This is a genomic window from Streptomyces sp. G7(2002) (assembly GCF_028870195.1).
GTDB classification, from domain to species: Bacteria; Actinomycetota; Actinomycetes; order Streptomycetales; family Streptomycetaceae; genus Streptomyces; species Streptomyces nigrescens.
This window is the reverse complement of record NZ_CP102609.1, coordinates 7,093,439-7,120,278: the sequence shown is the minus strand read 5'-3', so window position 1 is coordinate 7,120,278 and position 26,840 is coordinate 7,093,439. Positions and strand designations below refer to the sequence as shown.

Below are 26,840 nucleotides of genomic sequence, written 5' to 3'. Positions count from 1 at the left end.
CGGCGCATCGGGTGGCGGCGAGCGGGGTGGCACGTCGGGTGAACGCGGACGGGTCCGTGGGCCGGCGCATCGGGTGGCGGCGAGCGGGTGGCACGTCGAGTGAACGCGGACGGGTCCGTGGGCCGGCGCATCGGGTGGCGGCGAGCGGGTGGCACGTCGGGTGAACGCGGACGGGTCCGTGGGCCGACGCATCGGGTGGCGGCGAGCGGGATGGTGACTCAGCGCGTCAGGTGGCCGCCATCGGGGTGCGTGAGGTGGTGCGCCGGGTGGCCGCCGTCGGGTGCGTGGGATGACGCGTCGAGTGGCGGCAATCGGGTTGGGGGCGGCGCGTCAGGGGGAGTCGCCCAGGGATGAGGGGGAACGGCCGACCCGGAGGCCGATTCGGCCGGGGCGCGCCCCGTACGGGCAGATGCAGGCGGGCGCCGCGCGAAGAGGTACGCGACGCCCGCCGCGCGTCCGGCTGACGGGCCGGACCCGGGCGGCGCACACCACGCGCCGCCGTCGGCGGCTGCCCCGGCGGCGCAGATCGCCCGGTCATGCCCCCATGACACCGGCCGGTGCGGAGGCACACCAGCCCAAGACGCCTTCTCTGACGCTTCCCTGACGCCGAATACCCCCCGAGGAAGGTGTGGACCGTGGCCGGAAATATGCCGTCGCCCGGCCACCGGCCGCCTGCAACGATGCCCCACATGACCGAGGCACATCTGACGACGCCCCGCATGACCGACGTACGCATCGCCCACACCGCCGACCTGGACGCCGCCACCCTCAAGGCGGCCCGCACCCTCCTCTACGACGTCTTCGACGACATGACCGCGGAGGACTGGGAACACTCACTCGGCGGGCTGCACGCCCTGATCCACGAGGACGGCGAACTGATCGGCCATGCGTCCGTCGTCCAACGACGCCTGCTGCACGACGGCCGGGCCCTGCGCTGCGGATATGTGGAGGGCGTCGGCGTACGCGCGGACCGGCGCGGCCGCGGCCATGGCGCGGCCCTGATGGACGCCCTGGAGCGGGTGGTGCGCAGCGGCTACGACCTCGGCGCGCTCGGCGCCGCCGACGAGGCCGCGACCTTCTACGCGGCCCGTGGCTGGCAGCAGTGGCGCGGCCGCTCCTGGGCACTCACCCCGGACGGCATCCAGCGCACCGCCGACGAGGACGGCTGCATCTACGTCCTGCCGACCGCGGCCACCCCGCTCGACCTCGACACCGACCTCACCTGCGACTGGCGCGACGGCGACGTCTGGTGACACCCGGGAGGGGCGGGTGGGGTGGGTGGGGCGGGTGGGTCATCGGGTCCGGCGGGTTGGGCGGGTTGAACGGGGATGCCCCCGGGGCCGGGCGGGGCCCACCGTCCCCGCTCGGCGTGGGATGCCCCTGGGAGCCCTCCCCTCCCCACCCCACCCCCCTCCTCACCCCACCCCCGGCCCCGCACCCGCCTCCGTGATCACGCCATCGCTCAACTCCAGGACGCGGTCGGCCAGGCCCAGGAGGTTTGCGTCGTGGGTCGCCACCAGGGCCGTGACGCCCTCGCTGCGGACGACGGCGCGCAGCAGGTCCATCACCTCCATGCCGGTCTCAGCGTCCAGTTGCCCGGTCGGCTCGTCGGCTATGAGCAGGGCAGGTCGGTTGGCGAGTGCACGGGCGATGGCCACACGCTGCTGCTGACCGCCGGAGAGTTCGCCGGGCCGCTGCTCGGCATGGTCGGACAGGCCCACCAAGGACAGCAGGAGCGCAACGCGGTCCTCACGCTCGCGCGGTGGGACCTTGCGCAGCCGCAGCGGCACCCCGACGTTCTCCGCGGCGCTGAGTATCGGTATCAGCCCGAACGACTGGAAGACGAACCCTATGCGGTCACGGCGCATCTCCAGCAGCCCGCTCTCGCCGAGGTCGGCCAGCGGTGTCCCGCCGACGGTGATCCGTCCGGAGTCGGGGGTGTCCAGGCCGCCGATGAGGTTGAGAAGGGTCGTCTTGCCTGATCCGGAACGGCCGCGCAGGGCGACAAGTTCGCCCCTCGGGACGCTGCAGGACACCCCACGCAGGGCGTGTACGGCACCGGCATCGCTGCCGTAGCTGCGGTGCAAGTCCTCGACGACGACCATCGGACCGGCCGTCGGCGGACCGGCGACCGCCACTCCCGCCCTCGCCCCCTCCCCAGGCGCCTCGTGCACCTTGTGTGCCTCGTGTGCCTCGTTCCGAGCCCCGCTCCTGCGTCGGCTCTCGCCCGACGCGCTTCCCCCGCCATTCATGGTCTGCTCCCCCACTCCGTTCACGCACCACTTCCCCCGCACCGGCCCAGCCACCGCTCTCGGAACAGCCCCTGCGGCGCCAACTGCCCCCGCCTGCCTACACCTTGACCGCCTCTGTCGCGGACCGCGGTTTGCCTGCCGGTGGCGTCAGTATGCGTACCGCGCGCTTCGGCGGGCAACGCCTGTGGATAACTCTCGGACCAGCTTCGCCTCACGCCCCGGACCGGTCCGGATCAGCTCCGCATCAGCCCCGGATCAGCCCGGGTTCTCCGCGTGGGTCAAGGGGCCACCCAGCGGACGAAGAGGTTGAGAGAGACCTCGCCAATCACCCTGCGCACAACGGCTGTTAGCCGACGCACCCCTCACAAAAAAGACGGAGCGGCCCCGGAAAATCTCCCCAGGGCCGCCCCTTCGCACCCCGCAGCGGCAACGCGGCCATCCGGTGCGGCACCGCCGCCCCGCACCGGCCGGCTCAGCCGCGCCCGCGCTCCGTCACCCGCGCTCAGCTCTTGCCTTCGCTCCGCACCAGCTCCTTCAGTGCGATGTTCAGCTCCAGGACGTTCACCCGCGGCTCCCCCAGGAAGCCGAGGGTGCGTCCGTCGGTGTGTTCCTTGACCAGCTTGTCCACCGTGCCGGCGGGGAGGTGGTTCCGCCGGGCGACCGTGGCCGCCTGCAGTTGGGCGTAGGCCGGGGAGATGTCCGGGTCGAGGCCGGAGCCGGAGGAGGTGACGGCGTCCGCCGGGACCTTCGACTCGGGGACTCCGTACGTGACGGAGACCCATTGCCTGCGCTCCTTCACCGCCTTGATGAGGTCGGTGTTGGTGGCGCCCAGGTTGGAGGCGCCGGAGACCTGGAGGTCGTACTGGGTGTTGACGCCGTTGGCCTTGTTGCTGCCCAGTCCCGCCGAGGGGCGCGGCTGGAAGTACCTCAGGTCGGGGACCGGATCGCCGTCCTTGTCCTTGCCCTTGTCGTAGCGCTGGCCGATCAGCGAGGAGCCGACGACCTTGCCCTGGTGGCTCACCTCGGAACCGTTGGCCTTATGGGGGAACGCCGCCTGCGCCACTCCGGTGACCACCAGCGGGTAGAGGACGCCGCAGACCACGGTCAGTACGAGCAGGGCGCGCAGGCCCGCCCCGATCAACCGGGCGGTGTTGCGTACGGAGTTGTTCACGGCGGTCACCCGATTCCGGGGAGGAGAGAGAGCAGCAGGTCGATGAGTTTGATGCCGATGAAGGGGGCGATCAGGCCGCCGAGTCCGTAGACCGCCAGGTTGCGTCGCAGCATCTTGTCGGCGCTGACGGGGCGGTACTGCACGCCCTTGAGGGCGAGCGGTACCAGGGCGACGATGATCAGCGCGTTGAAGATGATCGCCGAGAGGATCGCGGAGTTGGGGCTGGACAGCCGCATGATGTTGAGGGTGTCCAGGCCCGGATAGGCCACCGCGAACATCGCCGGGATGATCGCGAAGTACTTCGCGACGTCGTTGGCGATGGAGAAGGTCGTCAGCGCGCCCCGGGTGATCAGCAGTTGCTTGCCGATCTCGACGATCTCGATGAGCTTGGTCGGGTTGGAGTCCAGGTCCACCATGTTCCCGGCCTCCTTGGCGGCCGAGGTGCCGGTGTTCATGGCCACCCCGACGTCCGCCTGCGCCAGCGCGGGGGCGTCGTTGGTGCCGTCGCCGGTCATCGCGACCAGCTTGCCGCCGGCCTGCTCGCGCTTGATGAGCGCCATCTTGTCCTCGGGCGTGGCCTCCGCGAGGAAGTCGTCCACGCCCGCCTCGTCGGCGATGGCCTTCGCCGTCAGCGGGTTGTCGCCCGTGATCATGACGGTCTTGATGCCCATCTTGCGCAGCTCGACGAAGCGTTCGCGCATCCCGTCCTTGACGACGTCCTTGAGGTGGATGACTCCCAGGACGCGGGGGCCGCTCTCGTCCTCCAGGGCGACCAGCAGCGGGGTGCCGCCGGCCTGTGAGATCGCGTCGGTGAGCTGCTGGGCGTCCTCGGCGACCGTGCCGCCGCGCTCCTTGACCCAGGCAAGGACCGAACCGGACGCGCCCTTGCGGACCTTGCGCCCGTCGACGTCCACACCCGACATCCGGGTCTGGGCGGTGAACGGCACCCACTCGGCGTCCGTCAGCTCGCCCTGATGGCGCTCACGGAGACCGTACTTCTCCTTGGCGAGGACGACGATGGAGCGGCCCTCGGGGGTCTCGTCGGCCAGTGAGGACAGCTGGGCGGCGTCCGCGACCTCGGCCTCGGTGGTGCCGCGTACGGGGACGAACTCGGCGGCCTGGCGGTTGCCGAGGGTGATGGTGCCGGTCTTGTCGAGCAGCAATGTCGATACATCGCCTGCGGCTTCGACGGCGCGGCCGGACATGGCCAGGACGTTGCGCTGCACCAGCCGGTCCATGCCGGCGATGCCGATGGCCGAGAGCAGCGCGCCGATGGTCGTCGGGATCAGACAGACCAGCAGGGCGAGCAGCACGATCATGGGCTGTTCGGCGCCCGCGTAGATCGCGAACGGCTGGAGGGTGACGACCGCCAGAAGGAAGACGATGGTGAGCGACGCGAGCAGGATGTTCAGCGCGATCTCGTTGGGGGTCTTCTGCCGTGCGGCGCCCTCGACGAGGTTGATCATCCGGTCGATGAAGGTCTCGCCGGGCTTCGTCGTGATCTTGATGACGATGCGATCGGAGAGCACCTTCGTGCCGCCCGTCACCGCGGAGCGGTCACCGCCGGACTCGCGGATGACCGGGGCCGATTCGCCCGTGATCGCGGACTCGTCGACGGACGCGACGCCTTCGACGACATCACCGTCACCGGGGATGATGTCACCGGCCTCACACACGACCAGGTCACCGATCCGCAGCTCGGTGCCGGGTACCTGTTCCTCGCTGCCGCCGCTCACTCGGCGCGCCACCGTGTCGGTCTTGGCCTTGCGCAGGGTGTCGGCCTGCGCCTTGCCGCGGCCCTCGGCGACCGCCTCCGCCAGGTTGGCGAAGATGACGGTCAGCCACAGCCAGACGGCGATCGCCCAGCCGAACCAGTCCGACGGGGAGGTGCAGGCGAAGACCGTGGTCAGCACGGAGCCGACCTCGACCACGAACATCACGGGGGACTTGGCCATCACCCGCGGGTCGAGCTTGCGCAGCGCGTCCGGGAAGGACTTGATCAGCTGCTTGGGGTCGAAGAGACCGCCGCCCACACGGCCGTCGCCGGGCTTGTGCCCACTTGGGACGTCCTGGTGGGGAGCGCGGGTCGGAGTGGCGGTGGACATGGAGCCGGGCTCCTCCGGTTTCACGGGGGCGGTCATGACAGGCCCTCCGCCAGCGGCCCGAGGGCCAGCGCCGGAAAGTAGGTCAGACCGGTGATGATCAGGATCGTGCCGACGAGCAGCCCGGCGAAGAGCGGCTTTTCGGTACGGAGGGTGCCCGCGGTCTCCGGTATCGGCTTCTGCTCGGCGAGCGAGCCGGCCAGGGCGAGCACAAACACCATCGGCAGGAAGCGGCCGAGCAGCATCGCCAGACCGATCGTGGTGTTGTACCAGGGGGTGTTGGCATTGAGGCCGCCGAACGCGGAGCCGTTGTTGTTGGCGCCGGAGGTGAAGGCGTACAGCACCTCGGAGAAGCCGTGCGAACCGGCGCCCAGCGCCTTGGTGTTGAGCATCGAGCCCAGCGCGTCGGGCAGGACCATCGAGGCGGCGGTGAAGCCGAGGACCAGCGTCGGGGTGATGAGGATGTAGCAGGCGGCGAGCTTGATCTCGCGGGTGCCGATCTTCTTGCCGAGGTATTCGGGCGTGCGGCCCACCATCAGTCCGGCGATGAACACCGCGATGATCGCCATCACGAGCATGCCGTAGAGGCCGGAGCCGACACCGCCGGGGGCGATCTCGCCCAGCATCATGCCGAGCAGCTGGATCCCGCCGCCGAAGGCCGTGAACGAGGAGTGGAAGGAGTCGACCGCGCCGGTGGAGGTGAGGGTGGTGGCCACCGAGAAGATCGAGGAGCCGCCGACCCCGAAGCGGGTCTCCTTGCCTTCCATGGCGGCGCCCGCGGCCTGCAGGGCCGGGCCGCCGTGGGCGAACTCGGTCCACAGCATCAGCGCCGTGAAGCCGAGCCAGATGATGCCCATCGTGGCGAGGACGGCGTAGCCCTGCTTCACGTTCCCGACGAGCTTGCCGAAGGTACGGGTCATCGCGAAGGGGATGACGAGGATCAGGAAGACCTCGAAGAGGTTGGTGAAGGCGTCGGGGTTCTCGAAGGGGTGGGCGGAGTTGGCGTTGAAGTAGCCGCCCCCGTTGGTGCCCAGTTCCTTGATGACCTCCTGGGAGGCGACCGCACCGCCGTTGGTCTGTTGGGAGCCGCCCATGAACTGGCCGACCTCGTGGATGCCGGAGAAGTTCTGGATGGCACCACAGGCCACCAGGACGACAGCGCTGATGACGGCGATCGGCACGAGTACCCGTACGGTGCCGCGGACCAGGTCGGCCCAGAAGTTGCCGAGATCGCCGGTGCGGGAGCGGGTGAAGCCGCGGACCAGGGCGATGGCGACGGCCATGCCGGTGGCGGCGGAGACGAAGTTCTGCACCGCGAGGCCGGCGGTCTGCACGACGTGGCCCATGGCCTGCTCGCCGCTGTAGGACTGCCAGTTGGTGTTGGCGACGAAGGAGGCGGCGGTGTTGAATGCCTGGTCCGGGCTGATCGACGCGAAGCCGAGGGACAGCGGCATCCCGCCCTGGAGGCGCTGCAGCAGGTAGAGGAGGAGCACGCCCACCGCGGAGAACGCCAGGACGCCGCGCAGATAGGCCGGCCAGCGCATCTGGGCGTCCGCATTGGCGCCGATGCAGCGGTAGATGACCTTCTCGGCACGGAGGTGCTTGGGGGAGCTGTAGACGGCGGCCATGTAGTCGCCGAGGGGGCGGTACGCCAGGGCGAGCGCCGCGGTGAGCGCTATCAGCTGGAGCACACCTGCGAGAACGGGGCTCATACGGTGCTCAGAACCTCTCCGGGAAGACGAGGGCGAGGACCAGGTATCCCAGCAGGGCGACGGCAACGATCAGGCCGACGATGTTCTCGATGGTCACAGCTTCGTCACCCCCTTGGCGACGAGAGCCACCAGCGCGAAGACCGCGATCGTGACGACGACGAAGGCCACGTCGGCCATCGTGTGCTCCTAGATGGATGGGGGATGAGGACCCCCAAAGCAAAGCGTCCTTCCGACGCGGCTTGAACGCTGTTGACGCCTCCCTTACGGCCATTAGCGCTCCGTTGACGGACTTCATACGCGTCTGGATCTGACCTGCACAAACAACAAGGGCTCGCGCCCCCTCAAAGGGGGCACGAGCCCTTACGACCGTCGGCATCCGGCCGAGATGCGGACGCGTTCGCACCGCTTCGCGGCGCGAGGTGCTCAGCGGATCTCGGTGATCTCCGGTCCGCGCTCCAGACGCTCCACACCGCCGCCGAAGCGCGACTGCTCGACCTGCTCCTGCTGCACACCGTCCGGCACCATCTGGGCGTCGTCCGGCAGCTTCAGGACGATCGGGTCGCGGGGCGCCATCGGGGCATCGCCGCGGATGATCACGGTGTCCCGGAAGATGTGCTCCAGCACGCCCGCGGCCTGCGGCTGCACCGCGCCCTGGCCGGAGATCACACCACGCAGGAACCACCGCGGACCGTCGACACCGATGAAGCGCACGACCTGCACCCCGTTGGTGCCGTCCGGCAGCTGTACGGGTACCTGGGCGCGCAGCTCCCAGCCCAGCGGGCCCTCGACCTCGTCGATGACCCCGCCCTGCTGGGTGATGCCGGAGGCGATCTCCTCGCGGACCTCGCCCCAGATGCCCTCGTTCTTGGGAGCGGCGAAGGCCTGCAGCTGTACGGCGCTGTCCTGCAGCACCACGGTCGCGGCGACGATGGCGTCACCGGCGACCTCCACCCGGAGTTCCATGCCCTCGACACCGGGCACGAACAGCCCGCCGAGGTCCACCCGGCCCTCGCCGGGCTCGGAGACCTCCGACGCGTCCCAGGGACCGTCGGGACGCGGCGCGGGCGGAAGACTGAGCCGCTGCTGCGCCGCCTCGTCCTCGTCGGCGTCGCCCACCGCTCGCTCGTCGGCGAGCGCGGTGTCCTTGGCCGACTCTTCAGGAGCCTCGTTCTTCTTGCGACGTCCGAACACGTCACTGTCCTTCCCGGTCGGCACCGACCGATGCGTATTCATTCCCGCCCGTGGAGCCGCCCACCGCCGCATGACCGCCGGTGGAACCGAATCCCCCCTCGGCCCGCGCCGAGCCGGGAAGTTCCGCCACCTCGTGGAAGCGCACCTTCTCGACCTGCTGGACGACCAGTTGGGCGATCCGGTCGAATCGTTCGAACCGCACACTGTCGCGCGGGTCCAGATTGACCACGATCACCTTGATCTCTCCACGGTACCCGGCATCCACCGTCCCGGGGGCATTCACCAGCGCCAGTCCGCAGCGCGCGGCCAGCCCCGACCGCGGGTGCACAAATGCCGCGTAGCCGTCGGGCAGCGCGATCGACACCCCGGTGGGCAGCACGGCGCGCTCCCCCGGCGCCAGCTCGGCGGCCTCGGTGGTCACCAGATCCACGCCCGCGTCGCCGGGATGCCCGTACGACGGCACGGGCACGTCCGGGTCCAGCCGGCGCAGCAGCACATCCACCGGATTCCGTACCTGACTCACGGGTTCACCTCGAAGGCACGCGCTCGTTTGACCTGGTCCGGGTCGGCCATCGCCGCCTGGATCTCCTCGGTCCTTCCGTTGTCGATGAAGTGGTCGACCTTCACCTCGATGAAGACGGCCTCGGCGCGCACCGCGACCGGGCCGTCCGGGCCGCCTATGCGCCCCACGGCCGTCGAGTAGATCTTCCTGCCGTGCACGGCGGTGACCCGCGCGTCCAGGTGCAGCACGGTGCCCAGGGGCACCGGCCGTACGAAGTCGGTCTCCAGCCGGCCGGTCACCGCGATCACCCGCAGCAGCCAGTTCAGCGAGCCGAGCGTCTCGTCCAGCGCGGTGGCCAGCACGCCGCCGTGCGCCAGGCCGGGCGCGCCCTGGTGGGCCTCCTTGACGGTGAACTCGGCGGACACGCTCACACCGTCACCGGCCCGCGCCTCCAGGTGCAGACCGTGGGGCTGGCCCGTGCCACAGCCGAAGCACCGGTCGTAGTGCGCGCCGAGGAGTTCTCCGGGTGCCGGCGCCTCGGCATGCCGGACCGGAGCGACGGCGTCCGCCGGTGGCGTCAGCCGTGCTCTGGGTTCGTCAGTTCCACTCACGAGTGCAGACCCTACCCGCGCGCGTAACGGGCCCGCGCCGCCGTGCCAAGCTGGAGCCATGCAGTCGTACGAAGAACGTCTCACCGCGCCCCGGTCCTGGTGGGTGATCGCCGCGCTGGCCGGCGTCGCCTGTGCCGTGATGCTGCTGCCGGTGGGGACACTCCCGATGCTCGGCGGACTGATCGGCGGCACGGCGCTGTCCGCGGTGGCGGTGAGCGCGTACGGCTCGGCACGGATCCGGGTGGTGGGCGGCGCGCTGATCGCCGGTGACGCGAAGATCCCGGCGACGGCGCTGGGCGAGGCACGGGTGCTGGACGCGGACGAGGCGCTGGCGTGGCGTACGCACAAGGCCGATGCCCGTGCGTTCATGCTGCTGCGCAGCTACATCCGCACCGCGGTGCGGGTGGAGATCACGGACCCGCAGGACCCGACGCCGTACGCCTATCTCTCGACGCGGGAGCCGGAGCGGCTGGTGGCCGCGCTGGCGGCCGTACGCGCCTGACCGCTGGCCGGCGGAGGCGGCTTCAGCCGCCTGCCGGGGGCGGGGGCTGTCCGGTCCGCTCGCCGTCCGTCAGGGCGGCCGGGGCGGAGCCGGGGAGGGCGTCCCAGGGGACCTGCTTCGTGCGCAGGTCCTTACGGATCTTGTCCGCGAGTTTCCGGGTGTCCCTGCGGTTCATGAACGCGCCGACGGAGGCGCCGATCATGAACGGGATGAGGTTGGGGAGGTTGCGCAGCGTGCGCTTCATGATCTGCTGGCGCAGTTCACGCCTCATCTGCATACCGAGGGCGAAGTTCAGCGTGGCCGGCTTTGTGATCTCGACGCCCCGCTCCTCCGTCCAGGACGCCAGATAGGCCATCCCCCGCTGCCGGAAGTTGCCCGCGGGCCTGAGGCCGTAGACCTCGTGGAGCTCGGCGATCAGCTTGATCTCGACCGAGGCGACGCCGGTGACCTCGGCGGCCAGCTCGGCCGGCATGGCGGGCGGTACGGGCAGCATCGCTGCCGCGCCGACGCCCGCTCCGACGGTGGCGGTGCCGTTGCAGGCGCCCGCGACGAGCTTGTCGGCCAGGTCCTCGGGGGTCAGTCCGGGGAACTGGGCGCGCAGGGTGGCGAGGTCGCGGACCGGGATCCGCGGGGCGAGGTCGATGATCCGGTCGGCGATCACGGCGAGCCCCGCCCGCACCCTGCCGCCGCCTCTTCCGGCACCGCGGCCGAGCATGGCCGCGAGCGAGGCCGTGCGGCCTCGCTCCTGTGATGCACCGGTCGTCCGCTCCGCGGGGAGGGCGGTCGGGTCGGCGGGCACGGGCGCGGTTTCCTCGCGTGATCGTGCGCCGGCCGCCGGGCCTTCGGCGCCCTTGGGTCCCTTACGGAACGGGTTCACGCCTGCCACGGCGCAGCCCGGTCTCAGGCCGCGCAGTCGCGGCAGATCGGCTGCCCGTTCTTGTCCTCCGCAGCGAGCTGGCTGCGGTGGTGGACCAGGAAGCAGCTCATGCACGTGAACTCGTCCTGCTGCTTGGGCAGCACGCGCACGGCGAGCTCTTCGTTGGACAGGTCGGCGCCTGGCAGCTCCAGGCCCTCGGCCTGCTCGAACTCGTCGACGTCGACGGCCGAGGCGGACTTGTCGTTCCGCCGCGACTTCAGCTCTTCAATGCTGTCCTCGTTGAGGTCGTCGTCGGTCTTGCGTGGGGTGTCGTAATCCGTAGCCATTTTCGCTCTCCCCCTCTGGGTGTCTGCGGTGTCTCAGCGCTCGTAACGCGTGAGAGGCCGGACTTGTGCCCGACCTGAGGCGGAGATTTTGCCTCACATCAAGGTCTGTTACTCAATCGACACCCAACCGCACCCCTGAAGAGGTGATCGGTTTGGATGGCGATCAGGACCGTACACGGTCCGAATGTCGCACCTCGCGCAGCCCATCACCTGTACTTCCCGTGATCTGACCCCCCGGAAACCCGGACTTCCCCGGCATTCCGGCGGGCATTTTGATCACAGAGGGTAGATGGCCGGAATTTCGCGCCTGTGAGGGATCACACACACAAAGACCGGCGGGCGGACCGGTTCAATTCCGCGCAAAGCGAACTCGGCGAAGGATCCACGCCGACCCCCCTTCTCGTCAAACCGGGAGGCGAGGCGGTGTACGGCCACGAGACGAGCGATCGTACGCACAGATGTCCGACGACTGCCCACGGGGGCGCACAGGGGCTCCAGCGGGCGTACAACCGCCCTCTGGCCTGCATCAGAGCGGCAGGACGACCCTCATGACGAGTCCGCCGCCCTCGCGTGGCTGCGCGGTGATGGTGCCGTCGTGGGCGCGGACGACCGACCGGACGATGGACAGGCCCAGACCGACGCCCTTGTCGCTGCCGGTGCGCTCGGTCCGCAGCCGCCGGAAGGGCTCGAAGAGGTTCTCCACCTCGTACGCGGGAACCACCGGCCCCGTATTGGCGACCACCAGCACCGCACACCCCGGCTGCGGCTCGGTCACCACCTCGACCCAGCCCTCCTCCGGCACGTTGTAGCGCACCGCGTTCTGCACCAGATTCAACGCGATCCGCTCCAGCAGCACACCGTTGCCCTGCACCAGCACCTGATGACGCACCCCCCGCAGCTCCACCCCCTTGGCGTGCGCCTCCTCCCGCGTCTGGTCCACCGCCTGCGCCGCGACCTCCGACAGATCGACCGGCTTCTTGTCCACCACCTTGTTCTCACTGCGCGCCAGCAACAACAGCCCCTCCACCAGCTGCTCACTGCGCTCATTGGTCGCCAGCAGCGTCTTGCCCAGCTGCGCCAGCTCCGGCGACGCCCCCGGATCCGCCAGCTGCACCTCCAGCAACGTCCGATTGATCGCCAACGGCGTCCGCAGCTCATGCGACGCATTCGCCACGAACCGCCGCTGCGACTCAAAAGCCCGGTCCAAACGGTCCAGCATCTGATCGAACGTGTCCGCCAGCTCCTTCAGCTCATCATCCGGACCCCCCAGCTCGATCCGCCGATGAAGATCCGAACCCGCCACCCGCTGCGCCGTCCGCGTGATCCGCCCCAACGGCGACAACACCCGCCCCGCCATCGCATAACCGAACGCGAACGCCACCACCGTCAGGCCGAGCAGGGCCAGCAGGGAGCGGTTGAGGAGGCTGTTGAGCGCCACTGCCCGCTGATGCTGCAGACAGCTGTTGACGGCTTCCTGGAGCAGCTGCCCGGACGTCTCGGTGGGCAGGTCACAGATGTCACTGGTCGACTGGAACTTGCCGCCGAGGATCTTCAGCGGCAGTGCGCTGCCGTCGTGCAGCGCGTCCGCGGCCAGCATGTAGATGATCGTCAGCAGCACGATGCCGGCCATCAGGAACATGCCGCCGTACAGCAGCGTCAGCCGTATCCGGATCGTGGGGCGCAGCCACGGGAAGGGCCGGACATTGACCGGCCGGGGGTCCCACGTGGGCTTGGGCGGAGCGGACGGCGGGGGGCCGGCCGCCTTGGAGAACGAAGGCAGGGAGGGCATTCCGTCAGATCCGGTATCCCGAGCCCGGGACGGTGACGATCACCGCGGGCTCGCCGAGCTTGCGCCGCAGGGTCATGACCGTGACCCGTACGACGTTGGTGAACGGGTCGGTGTTCTCGTCCCAGGCCTTCTCCAGGAGCTGCTCGGCCGAGACGACCGTGCCCTCGCTGCGCATCAGGACCTCCAGCACCGCGAACTCCTTCGGTGCGAGCTGGACCTCCTTGCCGTCGCGGAAGACCTCACGGCGATTGGGGTCGAGCTTGATGCCGGCCCGCTCCAGTACGGGCGGCAGCGCGACGGTCGTACGGCGCCCCAGGGCGCGCACCCGGGCGGTCAGCTCGGTGAAGGCGAAGGGCTTGGGAAGGTAGTCGTCCGCGCCGATCTCCAGGCCCTCGACGCGGTCGCTGACGTCGCCGGAGGCGGTGAGCATCAGGACGCGGGTGGGCATCCCCAGCTCGACGATCTTGCGGCAGACGTCGTCACCGTGGACGACCGGAAGGTCACGGTCGAGCACCACGACGTCGTAGTCGTTGACCGCGATCCGTTCCAGAGCGGCAGCGCCGTCGTAGACCACGTCGACCGCCATGGCCTCCCGGCGTAGTCCGGTGGCCACCGCATCGGCGAGCAGCTGCTCGTCCTCGACGACGAGAACACGCACGTCGCTAGTCCTTCCTCAGGGCCCTTGCGGGCAGCAAAAACATGTCTGAAAGCTCTTCCATCCTGCCCCCAAGAGCCATAAACCGGCGGTAAGAGGGGTGCGGGGTGGGTGGAGGGCGGGGCCGAGGGCCCGACGGGCAGGATTCCCGGGCGGGTTGAGGTTTCCCTGAGGTGGCGGATGGGGAGGACGACTGCACACCCGCGATCACGCCCTGTTTCTCCGGCTACTTGCCATGGACTGATCCATCGCAGGGACCACGCCGTGATCGACCCACCCGTCGGCACACCCCCGTGCCCACCGACCCACGACGAGGGGGCGCACATGGACGCGTTCACCGCAGGCATTTTGCAGCGCATACAGAACACCGAAGCCGATCTGGACCGGGCCCGCGCTGCGGGCGATGACTTCCTCGCCGAGGTCGAGCAGGCGGAGCTCGAGGACCTGCAGCGACTGGCGACCGAGCACGGCGTGCGTTATGGAGCGGTCAGCAACGCCTGACCGCTCCACTGCGCACGACGACAGCGCCCCGGCATCCAGGGGATGGTGCCGGGGCGCTGTCGTGCCCGGACGGGGGTCCGGTCAGTCGTGCCAGGCGCCGAGCTCGTCCAGAAGCGGCTGGAGCTGCGCGAAGAGGTCCGGGGAGGCGGCGAGGGTCAGCTCCAGGGAGACCGCGCGGCCGGGGCGGCCGCCGGTGAGCGCACCGGCCTCGCGGGCGATCAGGGCGCCGGCCGCCATGTCCCAGGGGTTCAGGCCACGCTCGTAGTAGGCGTCGAGCCGGCCGCAGGCCACATCGCACAGGTCGATCGCGGCCGAGCCGCCGCGCCGGATGTCGCGGACCTGCGGCAGCAGCGTGCGCAGCACCTCGGCCTGTGCGGCCCGGCGCTCGGCGAGGTAGGAGAAACCGGTGCCGAGCAGCGCCTGGGAGAGCGGCGGGGCGGGCCGGTGCCGGATGCGCTCGCCGTTGTTGAACGCGCCACGACCCAGGACGGCGTGGTAGGTCTCCCCGCGCATCGGGGCGGCGACGACCCCGACGACCACCTCGCCGTCCTTCTCCGCCGCGATGGACACCGACCAGGACGGCAGCCCGTAGAGGTAGTTGACGGTGCCGTCGACGGGGTCGATGACCCAGCGGATACCGCTGGTGCCGTCGGTGCTGGCGCCCTCCTCCCCCAGGAAGCCGTCGTCGGGGCGGCGCTCCCCGATGAAGCCGGTGATCAGCTTCTCGGAGGCGATGTCCATCTCGGTGACGACGTCGATGGGGCTGGACTTGGTGGCGGCCACACCGAGGTCGGCGGGCCGGCCGTCGCGCAGCAGGGTCCCCGCGCGGCGGGCGGCCTCCAGGGCCAGTTCGAGAAGTTCGTCGTACAGCGCTTCGGTCTGCGCCGGGTCGGTCTGCGGGGCGTCGGGGTACAGCGGATCGGGCACGATGCTCCTTGCTCGGGCGAGCGGTGGTCGGGCGGGCGTACGGGCTTACGCGGGGGCCTCGGCGACCGGGCCCCGCCAGTCGGCACCGGCCGCGGCCGGGCGCGGTGCGCGCGCGGGGCAGCAGCCGACCGGACACAGGTCGTGGCTCGCGGCGAGGGCGCCCAGGGCGCAGCGCTCCGGGGTGCCGCCCCGTTCGGTGGCGGCGCGTTCCAGGAGGAGGTCGCGGACGGCCGCGGCGAACCGGGGGTCGGCGCCCACGGTGGCCGACCGGGCGACCGGCAGTCCCAGTTCGGCGGCCTTGGCGGTGGCCTCGGTGTCGAGGTCGTACTTGACCTCCATGTGGTCGGAGACGAACCCGATGGGGGCCATGACGACGGCCGGGACGCCCGCGGTGTGCTGCTCTTCCAGGTGGTCGCAGATGTCCGGCTCCAGCCAGGGGATGTGCGGGGCGCCGCTGCGGGACTGGTAGACGAGCCGCCAGGGGTGGTCCACACCGGTCTCCGCACGGACGGCGTCCGCGATCGTCCGTGCCACGTCCAGGTGCTGGGCGACATAGGCGCCGCCCTCGCCGCCCCGGGTGTGGTCGCCGGGTGTGCCGGAGGTGTCGGCGGCGGCCGTGGGGATGGAGTGCGTGGTGAAGGCGAGATGGGCGCCGTCCCGCACGTCCTGGGGCAGTTCGGCGAGGGACGCCAGCACCCCGTCGACCATGGGGCGGACGAAACCGGGGTGGTTGAAGTAGTGCCGCAGTTTGTCGACCTCCGGCACCGGCAGGCCCTCGGACTGCAGGGTGGCGAGCGCGTCGGCGAGGTTCTCGCGGTACTGCCGGCAGCCCGAGTACGAGGCGTAGGCGCTGGTCGCCAGGACGGCGATCCGGCGGTGGCCGTCGCGCACCATGGTGCGCAGGGTGTCGGTCAGGTAGGGCGCCCAGTTGCGGTTGCCCCAGTAGACGGGCAGGTCCAGGCCGTTCTCGGCGAAGTCGCTGCGCAGCGCGTCCAGCAGTTCCCGGTTCTGTGCGTTGATGGGGCTGACGCCGCCGAACAGGAAGTAGTGCTGCCCCACCTCCTTGAGGCGCTCACGGGGGATGCCGCGGCCGCGGGTCACGTTCTCCAGGAACGGGACGACGTCGTCGGGGCCTTCGGGGCCGCCGAACGACAGCAGCAGCAGGGCGTCATAGGGGCTGGGATCGCGCTGTTCGGGCATGCCATCGATCCTGCCACCCTTCCCCTGGGGGCGGCGGCCAGGGCCCGGCGCGGACCGGGCCGACGGGCACGGAGGCGTCGCCGGGAATCCGGAGGCGGCCGGCGGCCCACCACCCGTAAGCTGTATCGGCCACAGACATCCCTTACCGATCTTCGGTCCTCACCGGCGGAGCCTCCCCGTTGCCCAGTCCCTACCGCGCCATATTCGGCCGCCCCGGCACCAAGTCGTTCTCCACCGCCGGGCTCCTGGGCCGGATGCCCCTGTCGATGATGGGCATCGGCATCGTCACGATGATCTCCCAGCTGACCGGCCGCTACGGCCTGGCGGGCGCGCTGTCCGCGACGCTCGCGCTGTCGGCCGCGGTCCTCGGCCCGCAGATCTCCCGGCTGGTGGACCGGCACGGCCAGAGCCGGGTGCTGCGTCCGGCCACCCTGGTGTCGATCTCCGCGGTCGCCGGTCTGCTGCTGAGTGCGCAGCAGCGCTGGCCGGACTGGACCCTGTTCGTCTTCGCGGCCTGTGTGGGGTGTGTGCCGAGCGTCGGCTCGATGATCCGGGCGCGCTGGGCGGAGATCTACCGGGGCTCCCCGCGCGAGCTGCACACCGCGTATTCGTGGGAGTCGATCGTCGACGAGATGTGCTTCATCTTCGGGCCGATCCTGTCCATCGGCCTGTCCACCGCGTGGTTCCCGGAAGCCGGTCCGCTGCTGGCCGCCGTTTTTCTGGCCGTCGGGGTCTTCTGGCTGACGGCGCAGCGTGCGACGGAGCCGGTGCCGCATCCGCGGGAGCAGCACGCCAAGGGGTCGGCGCTGGGCTCACGGGGGCTGCAGGTGCTGGTGGTGACGTTCGTGGCGACCGGCGCGATCTTCGGGGCGATCGATGTGGTGACCGTGGCGTTCGCCGAGGAGGTCGGGCACAAGGCAGCTGCCAGCCTGGTGCTGGCGGTCTATGCGCTCGGCTCGTGTCTGGCCGGTGCCGTCTTCGGGCTGCTGCACCTCAAGGGGCATGCGTCCCGGCGGTGGGTGGTGGGGGTCTGTGTGATGGCGGTGAGCATGGTGCCGCTGCAGCTGGTGGGTTCGCTGCCGCTGCTGGCCGTTGCGCTGTTCGTCGCGGGGCTGTCCGTCGCCCCGACGATGGTGACCACGATGGCGCTGATCGAGGAGCATGTCCCGCGGTCGCAGCTGACCGAGGGCATGACCTGGACCAGCACCGGCCTGGCGGTGGGCGTCGCGCTCGGGTCGTCGGCGGCCGGCTGGGTGGTGGACGCCGCGGGGGCCGCCCGCGGCTATCTCGTGCCGGGAGCGGCCGGACTCCTCGCCGCGCTGGTGGCGTTCGCCGGCTACCGCAGGCTCCGTCCGCAGCCCACCGCTCCGGTGGCGGGCCCGGCCGCGGCCGGCGGGCTGCCCGGCCAGGGCGACCCGGAGCGGCAGGGCGAGGAGAGCGTGGGGGCGTAGGGCCGGTCCTGCGGAGCTCGGGGCACACAGGGCCGATCCGGCGCACGTTGGTGAACGGCCGCCGCCCGCTTGCTTGTTACCGGCGGTACGACATGTCCGGGAGCCGGTTGATTCCGACCGGTTCCCCGCCCCTGTGATTCCCGTCACCCCACCTGGATGTCGCGTCGGTGACTGACATCATGCGCTCACACCAACGGCGGCCGTACGCGGCCGGCCCGCGCGGAGGGAGGGGACGTCACCATGGCAGTCAGCAACGCCGTCGGCGGCTCGGGAGGGCGTGCTCCGACCACCGGACCCTGGCGCAACTGGGCGGGCAATGTCACCGCCCGCCCCGCCCGGAGCGTGGCCCCGGCGAGCACCGAGGAGCTGGCGGCCGCGGTCCGCTCCGCCGCCTCGGACGGGCTGACGGTGAAGGCGGCCGGCACCGGGCACTCCTTCACCCCGGCGGCCGTCACCGACGGACTGCTGATCCGCCCCGAGCGGCTGACCGGAATCCGTAACGTCGACCGCGGGGCCGGGACGGTGACGGTGGCGGCCGGTACGCCGCTCAAGCACCTCAACGAGACGCTGGCCGCGCACGGGCTGTCGCTGACCAACATGGGCGACATCATGGAGCAGACCGTCTCCGGGGCGGCCGGCACCGGCACCCATGGGACGGGCCGCGACTCGGCGTCGATCGCCGCCCAGATCACCGCCCTCGAACTGGTCACCGCCGACGGCTCGGTCCTGACCTGTTCCGCCGAGGAGAACCCGGAGGTCTTCGCGTCGGCGCGGCTGGGCCTGGGCGCGCTCGGCGTGATCAGCGAGCTCACCTTCGCCGTGGAGCCGGAGTTCCTGCTGACCGCCCGCGAGGAGCCGATGCCCTTCGACGAGGTGACGGACCGGTTCGACGAGCTGGTCGCCGAGAACGAACACTTCGAGTTCTACTGGTTCCCGCACACCGGCAGCTGCAACACCAAGCGCAACAACCGCAGCCAGGGCCCGGCGGCGCCCCCCGGGAAGGTCAGCGGCTGGATCGAGGACGAGCTGCTGTCCAACGGGGTCTTCCAACTCGCCTGCGCCGTCGGCCGGGCGGTGCCGGCCGCCATACCGGGCATCGCCAAGATCTCCAGCCGCGCGCTGTCGGCCCGTACGTACACCGACATCCCGTACAAGGTGTTCACCTCGCCGCGGCGGGTGCGGTTCGTGGAGATGGAGTACGCGCTGCCCCGCGCGGCCGCGGTCGCGGCGCTGGGTGAGCTGAAGGCCCTGGTGGAGCGCTCCGACTTCAAGGTCAGCTTCCCGGTGGAGGTGCGCACCGCGCCGGCCGACGACATTCCGCTGTCCACCGCTTCGGGCCGGGACACCGTGTACCTCGCCGTGCACATGTACCGCGGCACACCGCACCAGGCGTACTTCGCGGCCGCCGAGCGGATCATGACGGCGCACGAGGGGCGTCCGCACTGGGGGAAGCTGCACACCCGCGACGCCGCCTCGCTCGCCGATGTCTATCCGCGGTTCGGTGAGTTCACCGCGGTGCGCGACCGGCTGGACCCGGAGCGCCGGTTCGCCAACCCGTATCTGCGGCGGGTCCTGGGGGACTGACCGACGACGACGGATGTGCCCCGGCGCCCATAAGGGGCACCGGGGCACGTCCGTCGCGGGGTCCGCCCGAGCGGGCGGTCCGTTCCTTCGGATCCTTCGGACCGCCGGCCGGGGTCAGGAGGCTCCGGGGACCGGGTCCTGTGCGTCGGACTCCTGCTGGTTCTGCCGGTCCCCCTGGTCCTCGCCGCCGGTCGAACCGTCGTCGTTGCCGGTGCCACCGTCGCCGGCGGAACCGCTCGGGGACGGGTCCGGGGACGAGGGCGTGCCGGGGTCGGGCGACGTCTTGTCGCCGTCGGACGGGCTCGGGGCCGGCGACGGGGCGTCGCCGTCCTTCTTCCTGTCCGTGCCGGGGTCCTCCGAGGTGCCCGGGTCCGGGCTCGGCTCGCCGTCGTTGCCGTGGCGCTTGCCGTGCTCCGGGGAACCGGGATCGGGCGACTGGGGCGATCCGGGCTGCTGTCCGCCCCCTCCCCCGGTGTGGGTGAGGTGGCTCAGCGTGGTGCCCTTCTCACCGCTCGGCGTCTGGCCGGTGACCAGCTCGGTGGCGGTGACCGCCCCCATGGCGAGCACGAAGACCGCGAGCGCGCCGAGCGCCGGCCGCTTCCAGCCGCGCAGCCGGGTGCCGTACGTCGTGGTGCCGAGCTCCTCGGGCGGTCCGGCCGGGTGCCGCGCGGGCGGACCGGCCGGACGGGCGGGCGCCATGGTCCGCTCGTCGAGGCGCGGCACCAGCTGCGTCCGGTCGGTGGGCCGCCCCCGGCCCGCGCCGTCCGCCGTACGCGGGGCGCCGATCGCGCCATGGCCGGCGGCGCGCAGCATCCGCGTCGCGTCGTCGGACTGCGGGTGGGCGCTCGCCGGATCACGGCGGCGGGCCTCTTCGGCCCGCGGGATGAGCTGGGTACGGGCGGTGTCGCGCCCGGGTGTCCTGGCGGCGACGGAGGTGACCTTGTCCTCCGTGCCCTGCTTGTCGAAGGTCGGCAGCACCATCGTGGGCTCGGCCTGCCGTGCGTGCGGTGTGGTGGATCGAGTGCGGGTGGAGGAGGAGCGGCGCGGCTTCGGCCGAGTGGTGACCGTCGCCTCCTTGAGCTGTTCGCCGGTGCGCCGGAACAGGTGCTGGAATATCGAGCCGCCGGTGGTGGCCACGACACTGACCAGACCCGCGCCGATGATCGTTCCGTAGACGCCGAGCCGGCCCGCGAGGTACGCGGCGGCGGCCGCGGCGAGCGCACTGCCGGCTACCTGAGCCACGCTCAGGTCTATCCGCCTCTCCTTCTTCTTCGTGTCGGTTTCGGTTTCTTCGTCCATCTCCAACCTTTGATAGCCCCTTCGATCCATCTTGCATGGAGAAGTGACCATTCGGCGGAGCCATTAGTTCCGATTTTGGGGAATCTGTGAAACTCGCCACCTGAGTGCCAGGTAGAGACGTCGACAAGACGACCGAACACCCTTGCCCACCCAGAAGTTCGGCGGCGCGGCGGTCCACCTAAGTGGTCCAAATGGAGTACTGTGGCGAGCCCTGGCCCCGGTTCCCGTCCGGCTGCCCGGAACCCGCGGGAGGGGCCCTGAAGGCGGCACTCACCCGGGGCGCCGCCGCTCCGCACGGGTGCACGGCGGCAAGGCAAGCGACATGGTCACCGAGCGTGGCGAACTGGTAACCGTGTCATAACGGCGTTTCAGGGCCAAGCCCCGACACGCCGGGCAACTCGGCAATGTTGTGGCAGGCTGCACCCGGGCAGGCCACACTCGACTAGCGGAAGCAGCGACGCACGTGACGTCGGCAGGCACCACCCGGGAGGTCCCCATGCCCGAACTGCGTGTCGTGGCCGTCTCCAACGACGGCACACGGCTGGTGCTCAAAGCTGCGGACAGCACCGAGTACACGCTTCCGATCGACGAACGGCTGCGCGCCGCCGTCCGCAATGACCGCGCGCGCCTCGGCCAGATCGAGATCGAGGTCGAGAGCCACCTGCGGCCGCGGGACATCCAGGCGCGTATAAGAGCCGGTGCCTCCGCCGAAGAGGTCGCCCAGCTCGCCGGTATCCCCGTCGACCGGGTGCGCCGCTTCGAGGGCCCGGTGCTCGCCGAGCGTGCGTTCATGGCCGAGCGGGCCCGTAAGACCCCGGTGCGGCGCCCCGGCGAGAACACCGGTCCGCAGCTCGGTGAGGCGGTCGCGGAGCGGCTGCTGCTGCGCGGCGCCGACAAGGAGAGCGTCCAGTGGGACTCCTGGCGCCGGGACGACGGCACCTGGGAGGTGCTGCTGGTCTACCGCGTCGCGACCGAACCGCACTCTGCGAGCTGGACCTACGACCCGCCGCGGCGGCTCGTCCAGGCCGTGGACGACGAGGCCCGGGCGCTGATCGGCGAGAGCGACGACACGCCCGAGCCGAGCTTCCCGTTCGTTCCGCGGATCGCGCGGCTGCCGCGCGACCGGCCGCTGGACCGCGCCCTGGACCGGCAGTCGTCCGAGCGCGGTGAGCGCGCGGCGCAGTCCGGCGGTGAGGACGACGAGCCGCGGGTCGCGGAGGAGGCCACGGGTGAGCGGGAGCGGGATTCGCTGACCAGCCTGCTGGAAGCGGTGCCGAGCTTCCGTGGCGACATGGTCGTACCGGAGAGCGTGAAGTCGCCGCAGAGCGATGAGGAGTCCGAGGCCGAGGTCGAGGAGCCGCCGGCCCCGGCGGCGAGCGCGGGTGCGGGCGCGGGTTCCGCGTACGCCGATGTGCTGATGCCGCGCGCGGTGGCCGGGCATCGTGACCGGCTGACCGGGACGACGGACCGGCAGGCCGAGGCGGACGGTGTACGGCCCGGGCGCCGTGCCGCGGTGCCCAGTTGGGACGAGATCGTCTTCGGCACCCGGCGCAAGAAGCCGGAGTGACGGGGCCGCTGCCCCCAACGCGTAACGCCGTCAGCCCGCCCCGGGGAGCCAGGGCGGGCTGACGGCGTTGTACGGGGCCTCGTGACGGGGCCCGGCGGGGGCTCAGCCGGGCTGCGGGCCGGTGGCGACCGGACGGGACGAGTCGGCCGACCACTCGCTCCAGGAGCCGACGTACAGCGCGGCGGGGATGCCCGCGACTTCGAGGGCCAGCACCTGATGGGCGGCGGAGACCCCGGAGCCGCAGTAGACGCCGACCTCCACGTCCGCGGTGGCACCCAGCGACGCGAACCGCTTGGCCAGGTCCGCGGCGTCGCGGAAGACGGTGTCGCCCTCGACGACGTTCTCGGTCGTCGGCGCGGACACGGCGCCCGGGATATGGCCGGCGACCCGGTCGATGGGCTCGACCTCGCCGCGGTAGCGCTCGGCGGCGCGGGCGTCCAGCAGGAGTCCGCGGCGGGCCAGGGCGGCCGCGTCGTCCGCCGTGAGCAGCGGCACCGCACCGGGCAGGGGTGTGAAGTCCCCGGCCGGCGGCGCCGGTTGCTCGGTGCTCAGGGCGCCACCGGACGCCTTCCATGCGGCGAGACCGCCGTCCAGCACCCGCACATCGGGGTGACCGGTCCAGCGCAGCAGCCACCAGGCGCGGGCGGCCGCCCAGCCCTGACCGCCGTCGTAGACGACCACGGGGCGGTCCGCGCGGACACCCGCGGCCCGCATGGCCCCTGCGAAGACATCGAGATCGGGGAGCGGGTGACGGCCGGCCGGGCCGGGGGGCGAGGCCAGCTCACTGTCGAGATCGACATAGACCGCGCCGGGGACATGGCCGGCCGCGTACTCGGGGCGGCCGGGCGGCCCGCCGAGCTGATAGCGGACGTCCAGGAGCACCGGCGGGGTGGGCCGTGCCAACTCGCTCGCGAGTTCGGTAGCGGTGATGATGGCGTTCATGGGACTCATCCTTGCGTAGCAACGACTACGTACAGAAGGTGGGTGCCCACCCTCCGTATGGCGCAGTTACACCCTGCCGCACCCGCGCCGAAACGGATGGCGGAACATCAAAACGGGCATTCTCCCTCGCGAACGCGCCATCGACGGCGCGGCCGGGGCGCACACCAGGTCACCGGGTGCGAGCATCTGGACGGGACCCGCGCCCGTACCGCACATGGTCAGCACCCGACGCTCCGAGGAGAGAGTGACAATGACGACCGAGGCAGCGACCCGGCGGATGCCCGGCGCGCCCTGCTGGGTGAGCCTCCTGGCCCACAGCCTGCCCGCGACGCAGGAGTTCTACGGCGCGCTGTTCGGCTGGGAGTTCCGTCCGGGGCCGCAGCACTTCGGTCCGTACGCCCGGGCCTTCCTCGACGGCCGGGAAGTCGCCGGGGTCGGCGAGCTGGCCCCCGACCGCCATCTCCCGGTCTCCTGGACCACGTATCTGGCCAGCGACGACGCGGATGTGACCGCCGAACAGATCCGTTCCTGCGGTGGGACGGTGGGCGTCGGGCCGCTGGACGCCGACGACGACACGGGGCGGATGGCGATCGCCTCCGACCCGCAAGGGGCGATCTTCGGCGTCTGGCAGGGCAGGACGATGATGGGCACCGCGTTCACCGGGGAGCCGGGCACCGCGGTGTGGAACGAGCTGGTCACCCGGGACACCGGCTCCGTCGGGCCGTTCTACGAGCATGTCTTCGGCTTCGAGACGGAACCCCTGTCCTCGGACGACGACGCCGGCTTCGACTATCTGACGCTGCATCTGAAGGACCACCCCGTGGCCGGCATCCACGGTGTGGGCGGCGCCCTGCCGCGTGACCGGGGTTCCCACTGGATGACGTACTTCGCGGTCTCCGATACGGACGCGGCCGCCCGCCGGGTGGCCGAGCTGGGCGGACGGGTGCTGGAGGGCGCCAGGGACTCCGCGCACGGCAGGCTGGCGACCGTCGCCGACAGCGAGGGCGCCGTCTTCACGATCATCCAGAAGGGCTGAGCACCGGTCGCACCGGGCCGTGTCCGCCGTCCGGCGCGGGCCTCCCCACGGCCGTGTGGAGGCGCATAGGGAGGCCGTCGGCGCCGGGGTCGCCGGTCGCCGCCTCAGCCCGTCCGCGGCTCCTCCTACCGCGCGCCGCCGACCGGCAGGACGTCCGGGGAGAGCGCGGCCGCGCGGGCGGTCGCCGAGGTCTGGCGGCGGCGGTGGTGGCGCCGGCACAGCACCTCGTAGCCGACCTCGGCGGACGGGCCGTCCACGTCACCGACGACATCGCCGACCACGACCTGTGCGCCCTCGACGACCATCCGGTTGCCGACCGTGCGGGCGTTGTGCGTGGCGCGGGCGCCACACCAGCACAGCGCCTCGACCTGCAGCACCTCCACCCGGTCGGCCAGTTCGACCAGGCGCTGGGACCCGGGGAAGAGCTTGCTGCGGAAGTCGGTGGATATGCCGAAGGCGAAGACGTCCAGTTCGAGTTCGTCGACGACCCGGGCGAGCTGGTCGATCTGTTCGGGAGCGAGGAACTGTGCCTCGTCGGCGATGACGTAGTCGACCCGGCCGCCGGAGGAGAGATGGCCGACGACATGGGCGTAGAAGTCCATGTCGTCCGCCGCCTCGACCGCCTCGGTGACCAGCCCGAGGCGGGAGGAGAGCTTGCCGTGGCCGGCCCGGTCGTTGCGGCTGTAGATCATTCCCTGCAGTCCGCGGGAGGAGCGGTTGTGCTCGATCTGCAGAGCCAGTGTCGACTTTCCACAGTCCATCGTTCCGGAGAAGAACACCAGCTCGGGCATGGGAAGTTGCGGGCCTTTCGGGCTCGTGAGGGGGCGGGGCGAGGTGCGGGCGAGTTGACCCTACGCGTCAGGTGCGGACTTCCAGGAGCGGCACCAGCTGCTCCACCGGGGTCATGGAGCCGTGCATTCCGACCATCTCCGACTCCCGGGGCTCTCGTTCCGTCGCGATGATCACCATGTCGGCATGGGCGGCCGCGACGACATCGCCGATCCGGGCGCGCACCCGGTCGTCGACCCGCGGCCCGAACCACCCGGCGGCGATGGCCTCTTCACGACTCGCCACCCACATCTGCTCGCCGACCACCTCGCGCCATACGGCGAGCACATCGGCGGCCGCGCCCTGGTGGGCGTACACATGCCGGGCCCGGCCCTCGCCGCCCAACAGGCGTACGCCGGCGCGCAGTTCCCAGTCCTCGTCGAAGTCGATCCGCGACTCGGGGTCGAAGGGGATGTCGATCATGCCGTGGTCGGCGGTGATGTAGAGCGCGCTGCGCGGCGGCAGCTGCTCGGCCAGCCGCTGCGCGAGCCGGTCGACGTACATCAACTGGCCGCGCCAGGCGTCGGAGTTGACGCCGTAGCGGTGTCCCTTGCCGTCGACCTCGGAGTAGTACGTGTAGACCAGCGAACGGTCGCCGGCGGCGAGCTGCTCGGCGGCGAGGTCCATCCGCTCCTCGCCGGAGAGCCGGCCGTGGAAGGTGCCGCCGCTGAGCGCGACCTTGGTGAGCGGGGTGTGCTGGAAGTTCGGTGCGGAGACCTGGCAGGTGTGGATGCCGGCGGTATCCGCCAGCTGGAAGACCGTCGGATACGGCTGCCAGACGTAGGGATCGGTCCACGGGGACCAGCGCAGCTGGTTCATCAGGGCGCCGGTCGCCGGGTCCTCGCAGGTGTAGCCGGGCAGGCCGTGGGCGCCCGGCGGCAGTCCGGTGCCGACCGAGGCGAGGGAGGTGGCGGTGGTGGACGGGAAGCCCGCGGTGAGCGGACGGCCGCTGCCGTTGAACGACGTACCCAGGAGCGAGGTGAGGAACGGTGCCTCCTCCGGGTGGGCGCGCAGCAGCTCCCAGCCGAGGCCGTCGATCAGGAAGACGCAGGCCCGGTCGGCGGGGGCCAGCTCCATCGCGCCGGTGAGGCCGGATATGCCCAGCCCGGCGGCGATGGTGGGCAGCAGATCGGCGAGTGAGGCGGTGCCGTACCGGGGCACCGGGGCGCTGAGCGGGTCGAGCGGTTCGGGTTCCGGCCAGGCGGGGGCGGTGTGGACCATCAGCGGGTGGTGGTGGCCGCGGTGGCCTCGGAGAGCGCCTGGGCGAAGGTGAGCGTCTCGCGCACCGAGTCCGGTCCGTCCCCGGCCTCACTGACCCGCAGCGAGAGGTCGTCGGCGGTGGAGGAGCCCGTGTAGCCGTGGTCCGCCTCGCAGTTGGGGTCGCCGCAGGCGGCGGGCTCCAGGTCCAGGCGGGCGACCGCGCCCCAGCCGATGGTCAGCACGACCTCGCGGGGCAGCTGCCCGGGGGTGTACGACTCCGGGTTGGCGACCACCCGGCTGAGCACCACGGAGGAGATCCGGCCCAGCTTGACGGACTCGGTGGAGGTGGTGGCGTACGGCGACGGGGAGGTGGCGTCGGCGGCCTGCTCGTCGGTGTGGCTGACGATGAAGCGGGTGCCGGTCAGGACCAGGACCGTGACATGGCGGCGGACCTCGTTGGCGTCGAAGGTCGTCTCTTGATGGACGAGGTACGACACCACCGGCTCACCGCCGACCGCGGCCTGCACCGCCTCGGCCACGAGCGTCGGGTAATAGCCACTGCGCTCGATCGCCGCGCGCAGCCCCTGGGTCGTCGTACCGGTCTTAGCCATGGGG

26 protein-coding genes are annotated in these 26,840 nt (G+C 71.2%); 7 read left to right on the top strand and 19 right to left on the bottom strand.

The features are described from left to right. Positions 1-689 precede the first annotated feature (689 nt). Positions 690-1,253 carry a GNAT family N-acetyltransferase gene (locus tag NUT86_RS30370; RefSeq protein WP_229838617.1) on the top strand — a complete coding sequence of 188 codons (564 nt, stop codon included), beginning with the start codon at positions 690-692 and terminating at the stop codon, positions 1,251-1,253. Positions 1,254-1,415: 162 nt separating this feature from the next. Here the strand turns inward: NUT86_RS30370 and NUT86_RS30365 are convergent, their stop codons facing one another. The 8 genes from NUT86_RS30365 to NUT86_RS30330 all read right to left on the bottom strand — a co-directional run bounded on the left by NUT86_RS30365 (position 1,416) and on the right by NUT86_RS30330 (position 9,541). Further along, positions 1,416-2,105, bottom strand: coding sequence for an ABC transporter ATP-binding protein (locus NUT86_RS30365; protein ID WP_202444229.1), 690 nt, complete (start codon positions 2,103-2,105; stop codon positions 1,416-1,418). Between the two features lie 649 nt (positions 2,106-2,754). Further along, complete coding sequence (gene kdpC / locus NUT86_RS30360; protein WP_274738467.1) at positions 2,755-3,432, bottom strand: potassium-transporting ATPase subunit KdpC; 678 nt, start codon at positions 3,430-3,432, stop codon at positions 2,755-2,757. Continuing rightward, positions 3,429-5,528: a potassium-transporting ATPase subunit KdpB gene (kdpB, locus tag NUT86_RS30355; RefSeq protein ID WP_148591363.1), complete on the bottom strand. Its 2,100-nt coding sequence runs from the start codon at positions 5,526-5,528 to the stop codon at positions 3,429-3,431. Before kdpB ends, kdpC begins: the two co-directional genes overlap by 4 nt. Positions 5,529-5,560: 32 nt before the next feature. Then, entirely contained in the window at positions 5,561-7,237 is a 1,677-nt protein-coding gene (gene kdpA / locus NUT86_RS30350) for a potassium-transporting ATPase subunit KdpA (RefSeq protein ID WP_266445923.1), read from the bottom strand. Positions 7,238-7,244: 7 nt separating this feature from the next. Then, entirely contained in the window at positions 7,245-7,334 is a 90-nt protein-coding gene (kdpF, locus tag NUT86_RS30345) for a K(+)-transporting ATPase subunit F (protein ID WP_016575741.1), read from the bottom strand. 326 nt (positions 7,335-7,660) lie between these two features. Continuing rightward, a complete protein-coding gene (locus tag NUT86_RS30340; RefSeq protein WP_026170354.1) occupies positions 7,661-8,428 on the bottom strand; it encodes a DUF3710 domain-containing protein in 768 nt (255 codons plus the stop codon). A gap of 1 nt (position 8,429) precedes the next feature. Beyond that, a complete protein-coding gene (gene dut, locus NUT86_RS30335; RefSeq protein ID WP_037743753.1) occupies positions 8,430-8,951 on the bottom strand; it encodes a dUTP diphosphatase in 522 nt (173 codons plus the stop codon). Next, positions 8,948-9,541, bottom strand: a complete 594-nt coding sequence (locus NUT86_RS30330) for a PaaI family thioesterase (protein WP_093647650.1) — start codon at positions 9,539-9,541, stop codon at positions 8,948-8,950. Before NUT86_RS30330 ends, dut begins: the two co-directional genes overlap by 4 nt. Before the next feature lie 58 nt (positions 9,542-9,599). On the opposite strand from NUT86_RS30330, the gene NUT86_RS30325 reads away from it, so the two are divergent. Beyond that, the gene (locus NUT86_RS30325; RefSeq protein ID WP_018093567.1) at positions 9,600-10,043 is read left to right on the top strand and encodes a DUF3093 domain-containing protein; all 444 of its coding nucleotides are present in this window, start codon (positions 9,600-9,602) and stop codon (positions 10,041-10,043) included. A 22-nt stretch (positions 10,044-10,065) separates the two neighbouring features. On the opposite strand, the gene NUT86_RS30320 is transcribed toward NUT86_RS30325, so the two are convergent. The 4 genes from NUT86_RS30320 to NUT86_RS30305 all read right to left on the bottom strand — a co-directional run bounded on the left by NUT86_RS30320 (position 10,066) and on the right by NUT86_RS30305 (position 13,693). Next, positions 10,066-10,842: a hypothetical protein gene (locus NUT86_RS30320; protein WP_159485746.1), complete on the bottom strand. Its 777-nt coding sequence runs from the start codon at positions 10,840-10,842 to the stop codon at positions 10,066-10,068. A gap of 101 nt (positions 10,843-10,943) precedes the next feature. Next, positions 10,944-11,246, bottom strand: a complete 303-nt coding sequence (locus tag NUT86_RS30315; RefSeq protein WP_003982531.1) for a DUF4193 domain-containing protein — start codon at positions 11,244-11,246, stop codon at positions 10,944-10,946. Positions 11,247-11,772: 526 nt separating this feature from the next. Further along, positions 11,773-13,035 carry a sensor histidine kinase gene (locus NUT86_RS30310; RefSeq protein ID WP_159485748.1) on the bottom strand — a complete coding sequence of 421 codons (1,263 nt, stop codon included), beginning with the start codon at positions 13,033-13,035 and terminating at the stop codon, positions 11,773-11,775. A gap of 4 nt (positions 13,036-13,039) precedes the next feature. Further along, entirely contained in the window at positions 13,040-13,693 is a 654-nt protein-coding gene (locus NUT86_RS30305; RefSeq protein WP_006602630.1) for a response regulator transcription factor, read from the bottom strand. Positions 13,694-14,014: 321 nt separating this feature from the next. On the opposite strand from NUT86_RS30305, the gene NUT86_RS30300 reads away from it, so the two are divergent. After that, complete coding sequence (locus NUT86_RS30300; RefSeq protein ID WP_018093452.1) at positions 14,015-14,191, top strand: hypothetical protein; 177 nt, start codon at positions 14,015-14,017, stop codon at positions 14,189-14,191. 81 nt (positions 14,192-14,272) lie between these two features. On the opposite strand, the gene NUT86_RS30295 is transcribed toward NUT86_RS30300, so the two are convergent. Together NUT86_RS30295 and NUT86_RS30290 are read right to left on the bottom strand one after the other, a co-directional pair. Beyond that, positions 14,273-15,118, bottom strand: a complete 846-nt coding sequence (locus NUT86_RS30295; RefSeq protein ID WP_274738466.1) for an inositol monophosphatase family protein — start codon at positions 15,116-15,118, stop codon at positions 14,273-14,275. Between the two features lie 45 nt (positions 15,119-15,163). After that, positions 15,164-16,318 (bottom strand): ferrochelatase, encoded by a 1,155-nt coding sequence (locus NUT86_RS30290; RefSeq protein WP_274738465.1) that lies wholly within the window; start codon positions 16,316-16,318, stop codon positions 15,164-15,166. A gap of 179 nt (positions 16,319-16,497) precedes the next feature. Between NUT86_RS30290 and NUT86_RS30285 the strand changes: the two genes are divergently transcribed. Next, on the top strand, positions 16,498-17,769 hold the full coding sequence (locus NUT86_RS30285) for an MFS transporter (RefSeq protein WP_274738463.1): 1,272 nt from the start codon (positions 16,498-16,500) through the stop codon (positions 17,767-17,769). A 240-nt stretch (positions 17,770-18,009) separates the two neighbouring features. Then, a complete protein-coding gene (locus NUT86_RS30280; protein ID WP_274738462.1) occupies positions 18,010-19,353 on the top strand; it encodes a D-arabinono-1,4-lactone oxidase in 1,344 nt (447 codons plus the stop codon). 114 nt (positions 19,354-19,467) lie between these two features. Here the strand turns inward: NUT86_RS30280 and NUT86_RS30275 are convergent, their stop codons facing one another. Continuing rightward, complete coding sequence (locus tag NUT86_RS30275; RefSeq protein WP_274738461.1) at positions 19,468-20,652, bottom strand: hypothetical protein; 1,185 nt, start codon at positions 20,650-20,652, stop codon at positions 19,468-19,470. A gap of 496 nt (positions 20,653-21,148) precedes the next feature. On the opposite strand from NUT86_RS30275, the gene sepH reads away from it, so the two are divergent. Then, entirely contained in the window at positions 21,149-22,219 is a 1,071-nt protein-coding gene (sepH, locus tag NUT86_RS30270; protein ID WP_018093446.1) for a septation protein SepH, read from the top strand. A gap of 102 nt (positions 22,220-22,321) precedes the next feature. On the opposite strand, the gene NUT86_RS30265 is transcribed toward sepH, so the two are convergent. Next, positions 22,322-23,161 (bottom strand): sulfurtransferase, encoded by an 840-nt coding sequence (locus tag NUT86_RS30265; RefSeq protein WP_274738460.1) that lies wholly within the window; start codon positions 23,159-23,161, stop codon positions 22,322-22,324. A gap of 250 nt (positions 23,162-23,411) precedes the next feature. On the opposite strand from NUT86_RS30265, the gene NUT86_RS30260 reads away from it, so the two are divergent. Then, entirely contained in the window at positions 23,412-24,197 is a 786-nt protein-coding gene (locus NUT86_RS30260) for a VOC family protein (protein WP_274738459.1), read from the top strand. A gap of 125 nt (positions 24,198-24,322) precedes the next feature. Here the strand turns inward: NUT86_RS30260 and NUT86_RS30255 are convergent, their stop codons facing one another. The 3 genes from NUT86_RS30255 to NUT86_RS30245 all read right to left on the bottom strand — a co-directional run bounded on the left by NUT86_RS30255 (position 24,323) and on the right by NUT86_RS30245 (position 26,836). Further along, on the bottom strand, positions 24,323-24,988 hold the full coding sequence (locus tag NUT86_RS30255) for a thymidine kinase (protein ID WP_159485779.1): 666 nt from the start codon (positions 24,986-24,988) through the stop codon (positions 24,323-24,325). A 67-nt stretch (positions 24,989-25,055) separates the two neighbouring features. Next, the gene (locus NUT86_RS30250; RefSeq protein WP_159485781.1) at positions 25,056-26,246 is read right to left on the bottom strand and encodes an alkaline phosphatase family protein; all 1,191 of its coding nucleotides are present in this window, start codon (positions 26,244-26,246) and stop codon (positions 25,056-25,058) included. Then, complete coding sequence (locus NUT86_RS30245) at positions 26,246-26,836, bottom strand: DUF5998 family protein (protein ID WP_006602644.1); 591 nt, start codon at positions 26,834-26,836, stop codon at positions 26,246-26,248. Before NUT86_RS30245 ends, NUT86_RS30250 begins: the two co-directional genes overlap by 1 nt. Between the last annotated feature and the right edge of the window lie 4 nt (positions 26,837-26,840).

Bases quoted from the DNA above. Each gene is read 5' to 3' on its own strand.
- NUT86_RS30370 (WP_229838617.1), top strand. From the start codon at position 690: ATGACCGAGGCACATCTGACGACGCCCCGCATGACCGACGTACGCATC.
- NUT86_RS30365 (WP_202444229.1), bottom strand. From the start codon at position 2,105: ATGGTCGTCGTCGAGGACTTGCACCGCAGCTACGGCAGCGATGCCGGT.
- kdpB (WP_148591363.1), bottom strand. From the start codon at position 5,528: ATGTCCACCGCCACTCCGACCCGCGCTCCCCACCAGGACGTCCCAAGT.
- kdpA (WP_266445923.1), bottom strand. From the start codon at position 7,237: ATGAGCCCCGTTCTCGCAGGTGTGCTCCAGCTGATAGCGCTCACCGCG.
- NUT86_RS30325 (WP_018093567.1), top strand. From the start codon at position 9,600: ATGCAGTCGTACGAAGAACGTCTCACCGCGCCCCGGTCCTGGTGGGTG.
- NUT86_RS30315 (WP_003982531.1), bottom strand. From the start codon at position 11,246: ATGGCTACGGATTACGACACCCCACGCAAGACCGACGACGACCTCAAC.
- NUT86_RS30310 (WP_159485748.1), bottom strand. From the start codon at position 13,035: ATGCCCTCCCTGCCTTCGTTCTCCAAGGCGGCCGGCCCCCCGCCGTCC.
- NUT86_RS30300 (WP_018093452.1), top strand. From the start codon at position 14,015: ATGGACGCGTTCACCGCAGGCATTTTGCAGCGCATACAGAACACCGAA.
- NUT86_RS30290 (WP_274738465.1), bottom strand. From the start codon at position 16,318: ATGCCCGAACAGCGCGATCCCAGCCCCTATGACGCCCTGCTGCTGCTG.
- NUT86_RS30280 (WP_274738462.1), top strand. From the start codon at position 18,010: ATGGCAGTCAGCAACGCCGTCGGCGGCTCGGGAGGGCGTGCTCCGACC.
- NUT86_RS30275 (WP_274738461.1), bottom strand. From the start codon at position 20,652: ATGGACGAAGAAACCGAAACCGACACGAAGAAGAAGGAGAGGCGGATA.
- sepH (WP_018093446.1), top strand. From the start codon at position 21,149: ATGCCCGAACTGCGTGTCGTGGCCGTCTCCAACGACGGCACACGGCTG.
- NUT86_RS30265 (WP_274738460.1), bottom strand. From the start codon at position 23,161: ATGAACGCCATCATCACCGCTACCGAACTCGCGAGCGAGTTGGCACGG.
- NUT86_RS30260 (WP_274738459.1), top strand. From the start codon at position 23,412: ATGACGACCGAGGCAGCGACCCGGCGGATGCCCGGCGCGCCCTGCTGG.
- NUT86_RS30255 (WP_159485779.1), bottom strand. From the start codon at position 24,988: ATGCCCGAGCTGGTGTTCTTCTCCGGAACGATGGACTGTGGAAAGTCG.
- NUT86_RS30250 (WP_159485781.1), bottom strand. From the start codon at position 26,246: ATGGTCCACACCGCCCCCGCCTGGCCGGAACCCGAACCGCTCGACCCG.
- NUT86_RS30245 (WP_006602644.1), bottom strand. From the start codon at position 26,836: ATGGCTAAGACCGGTACGACGACCCAGGGGCTGCGCGCGGCGATCGAG.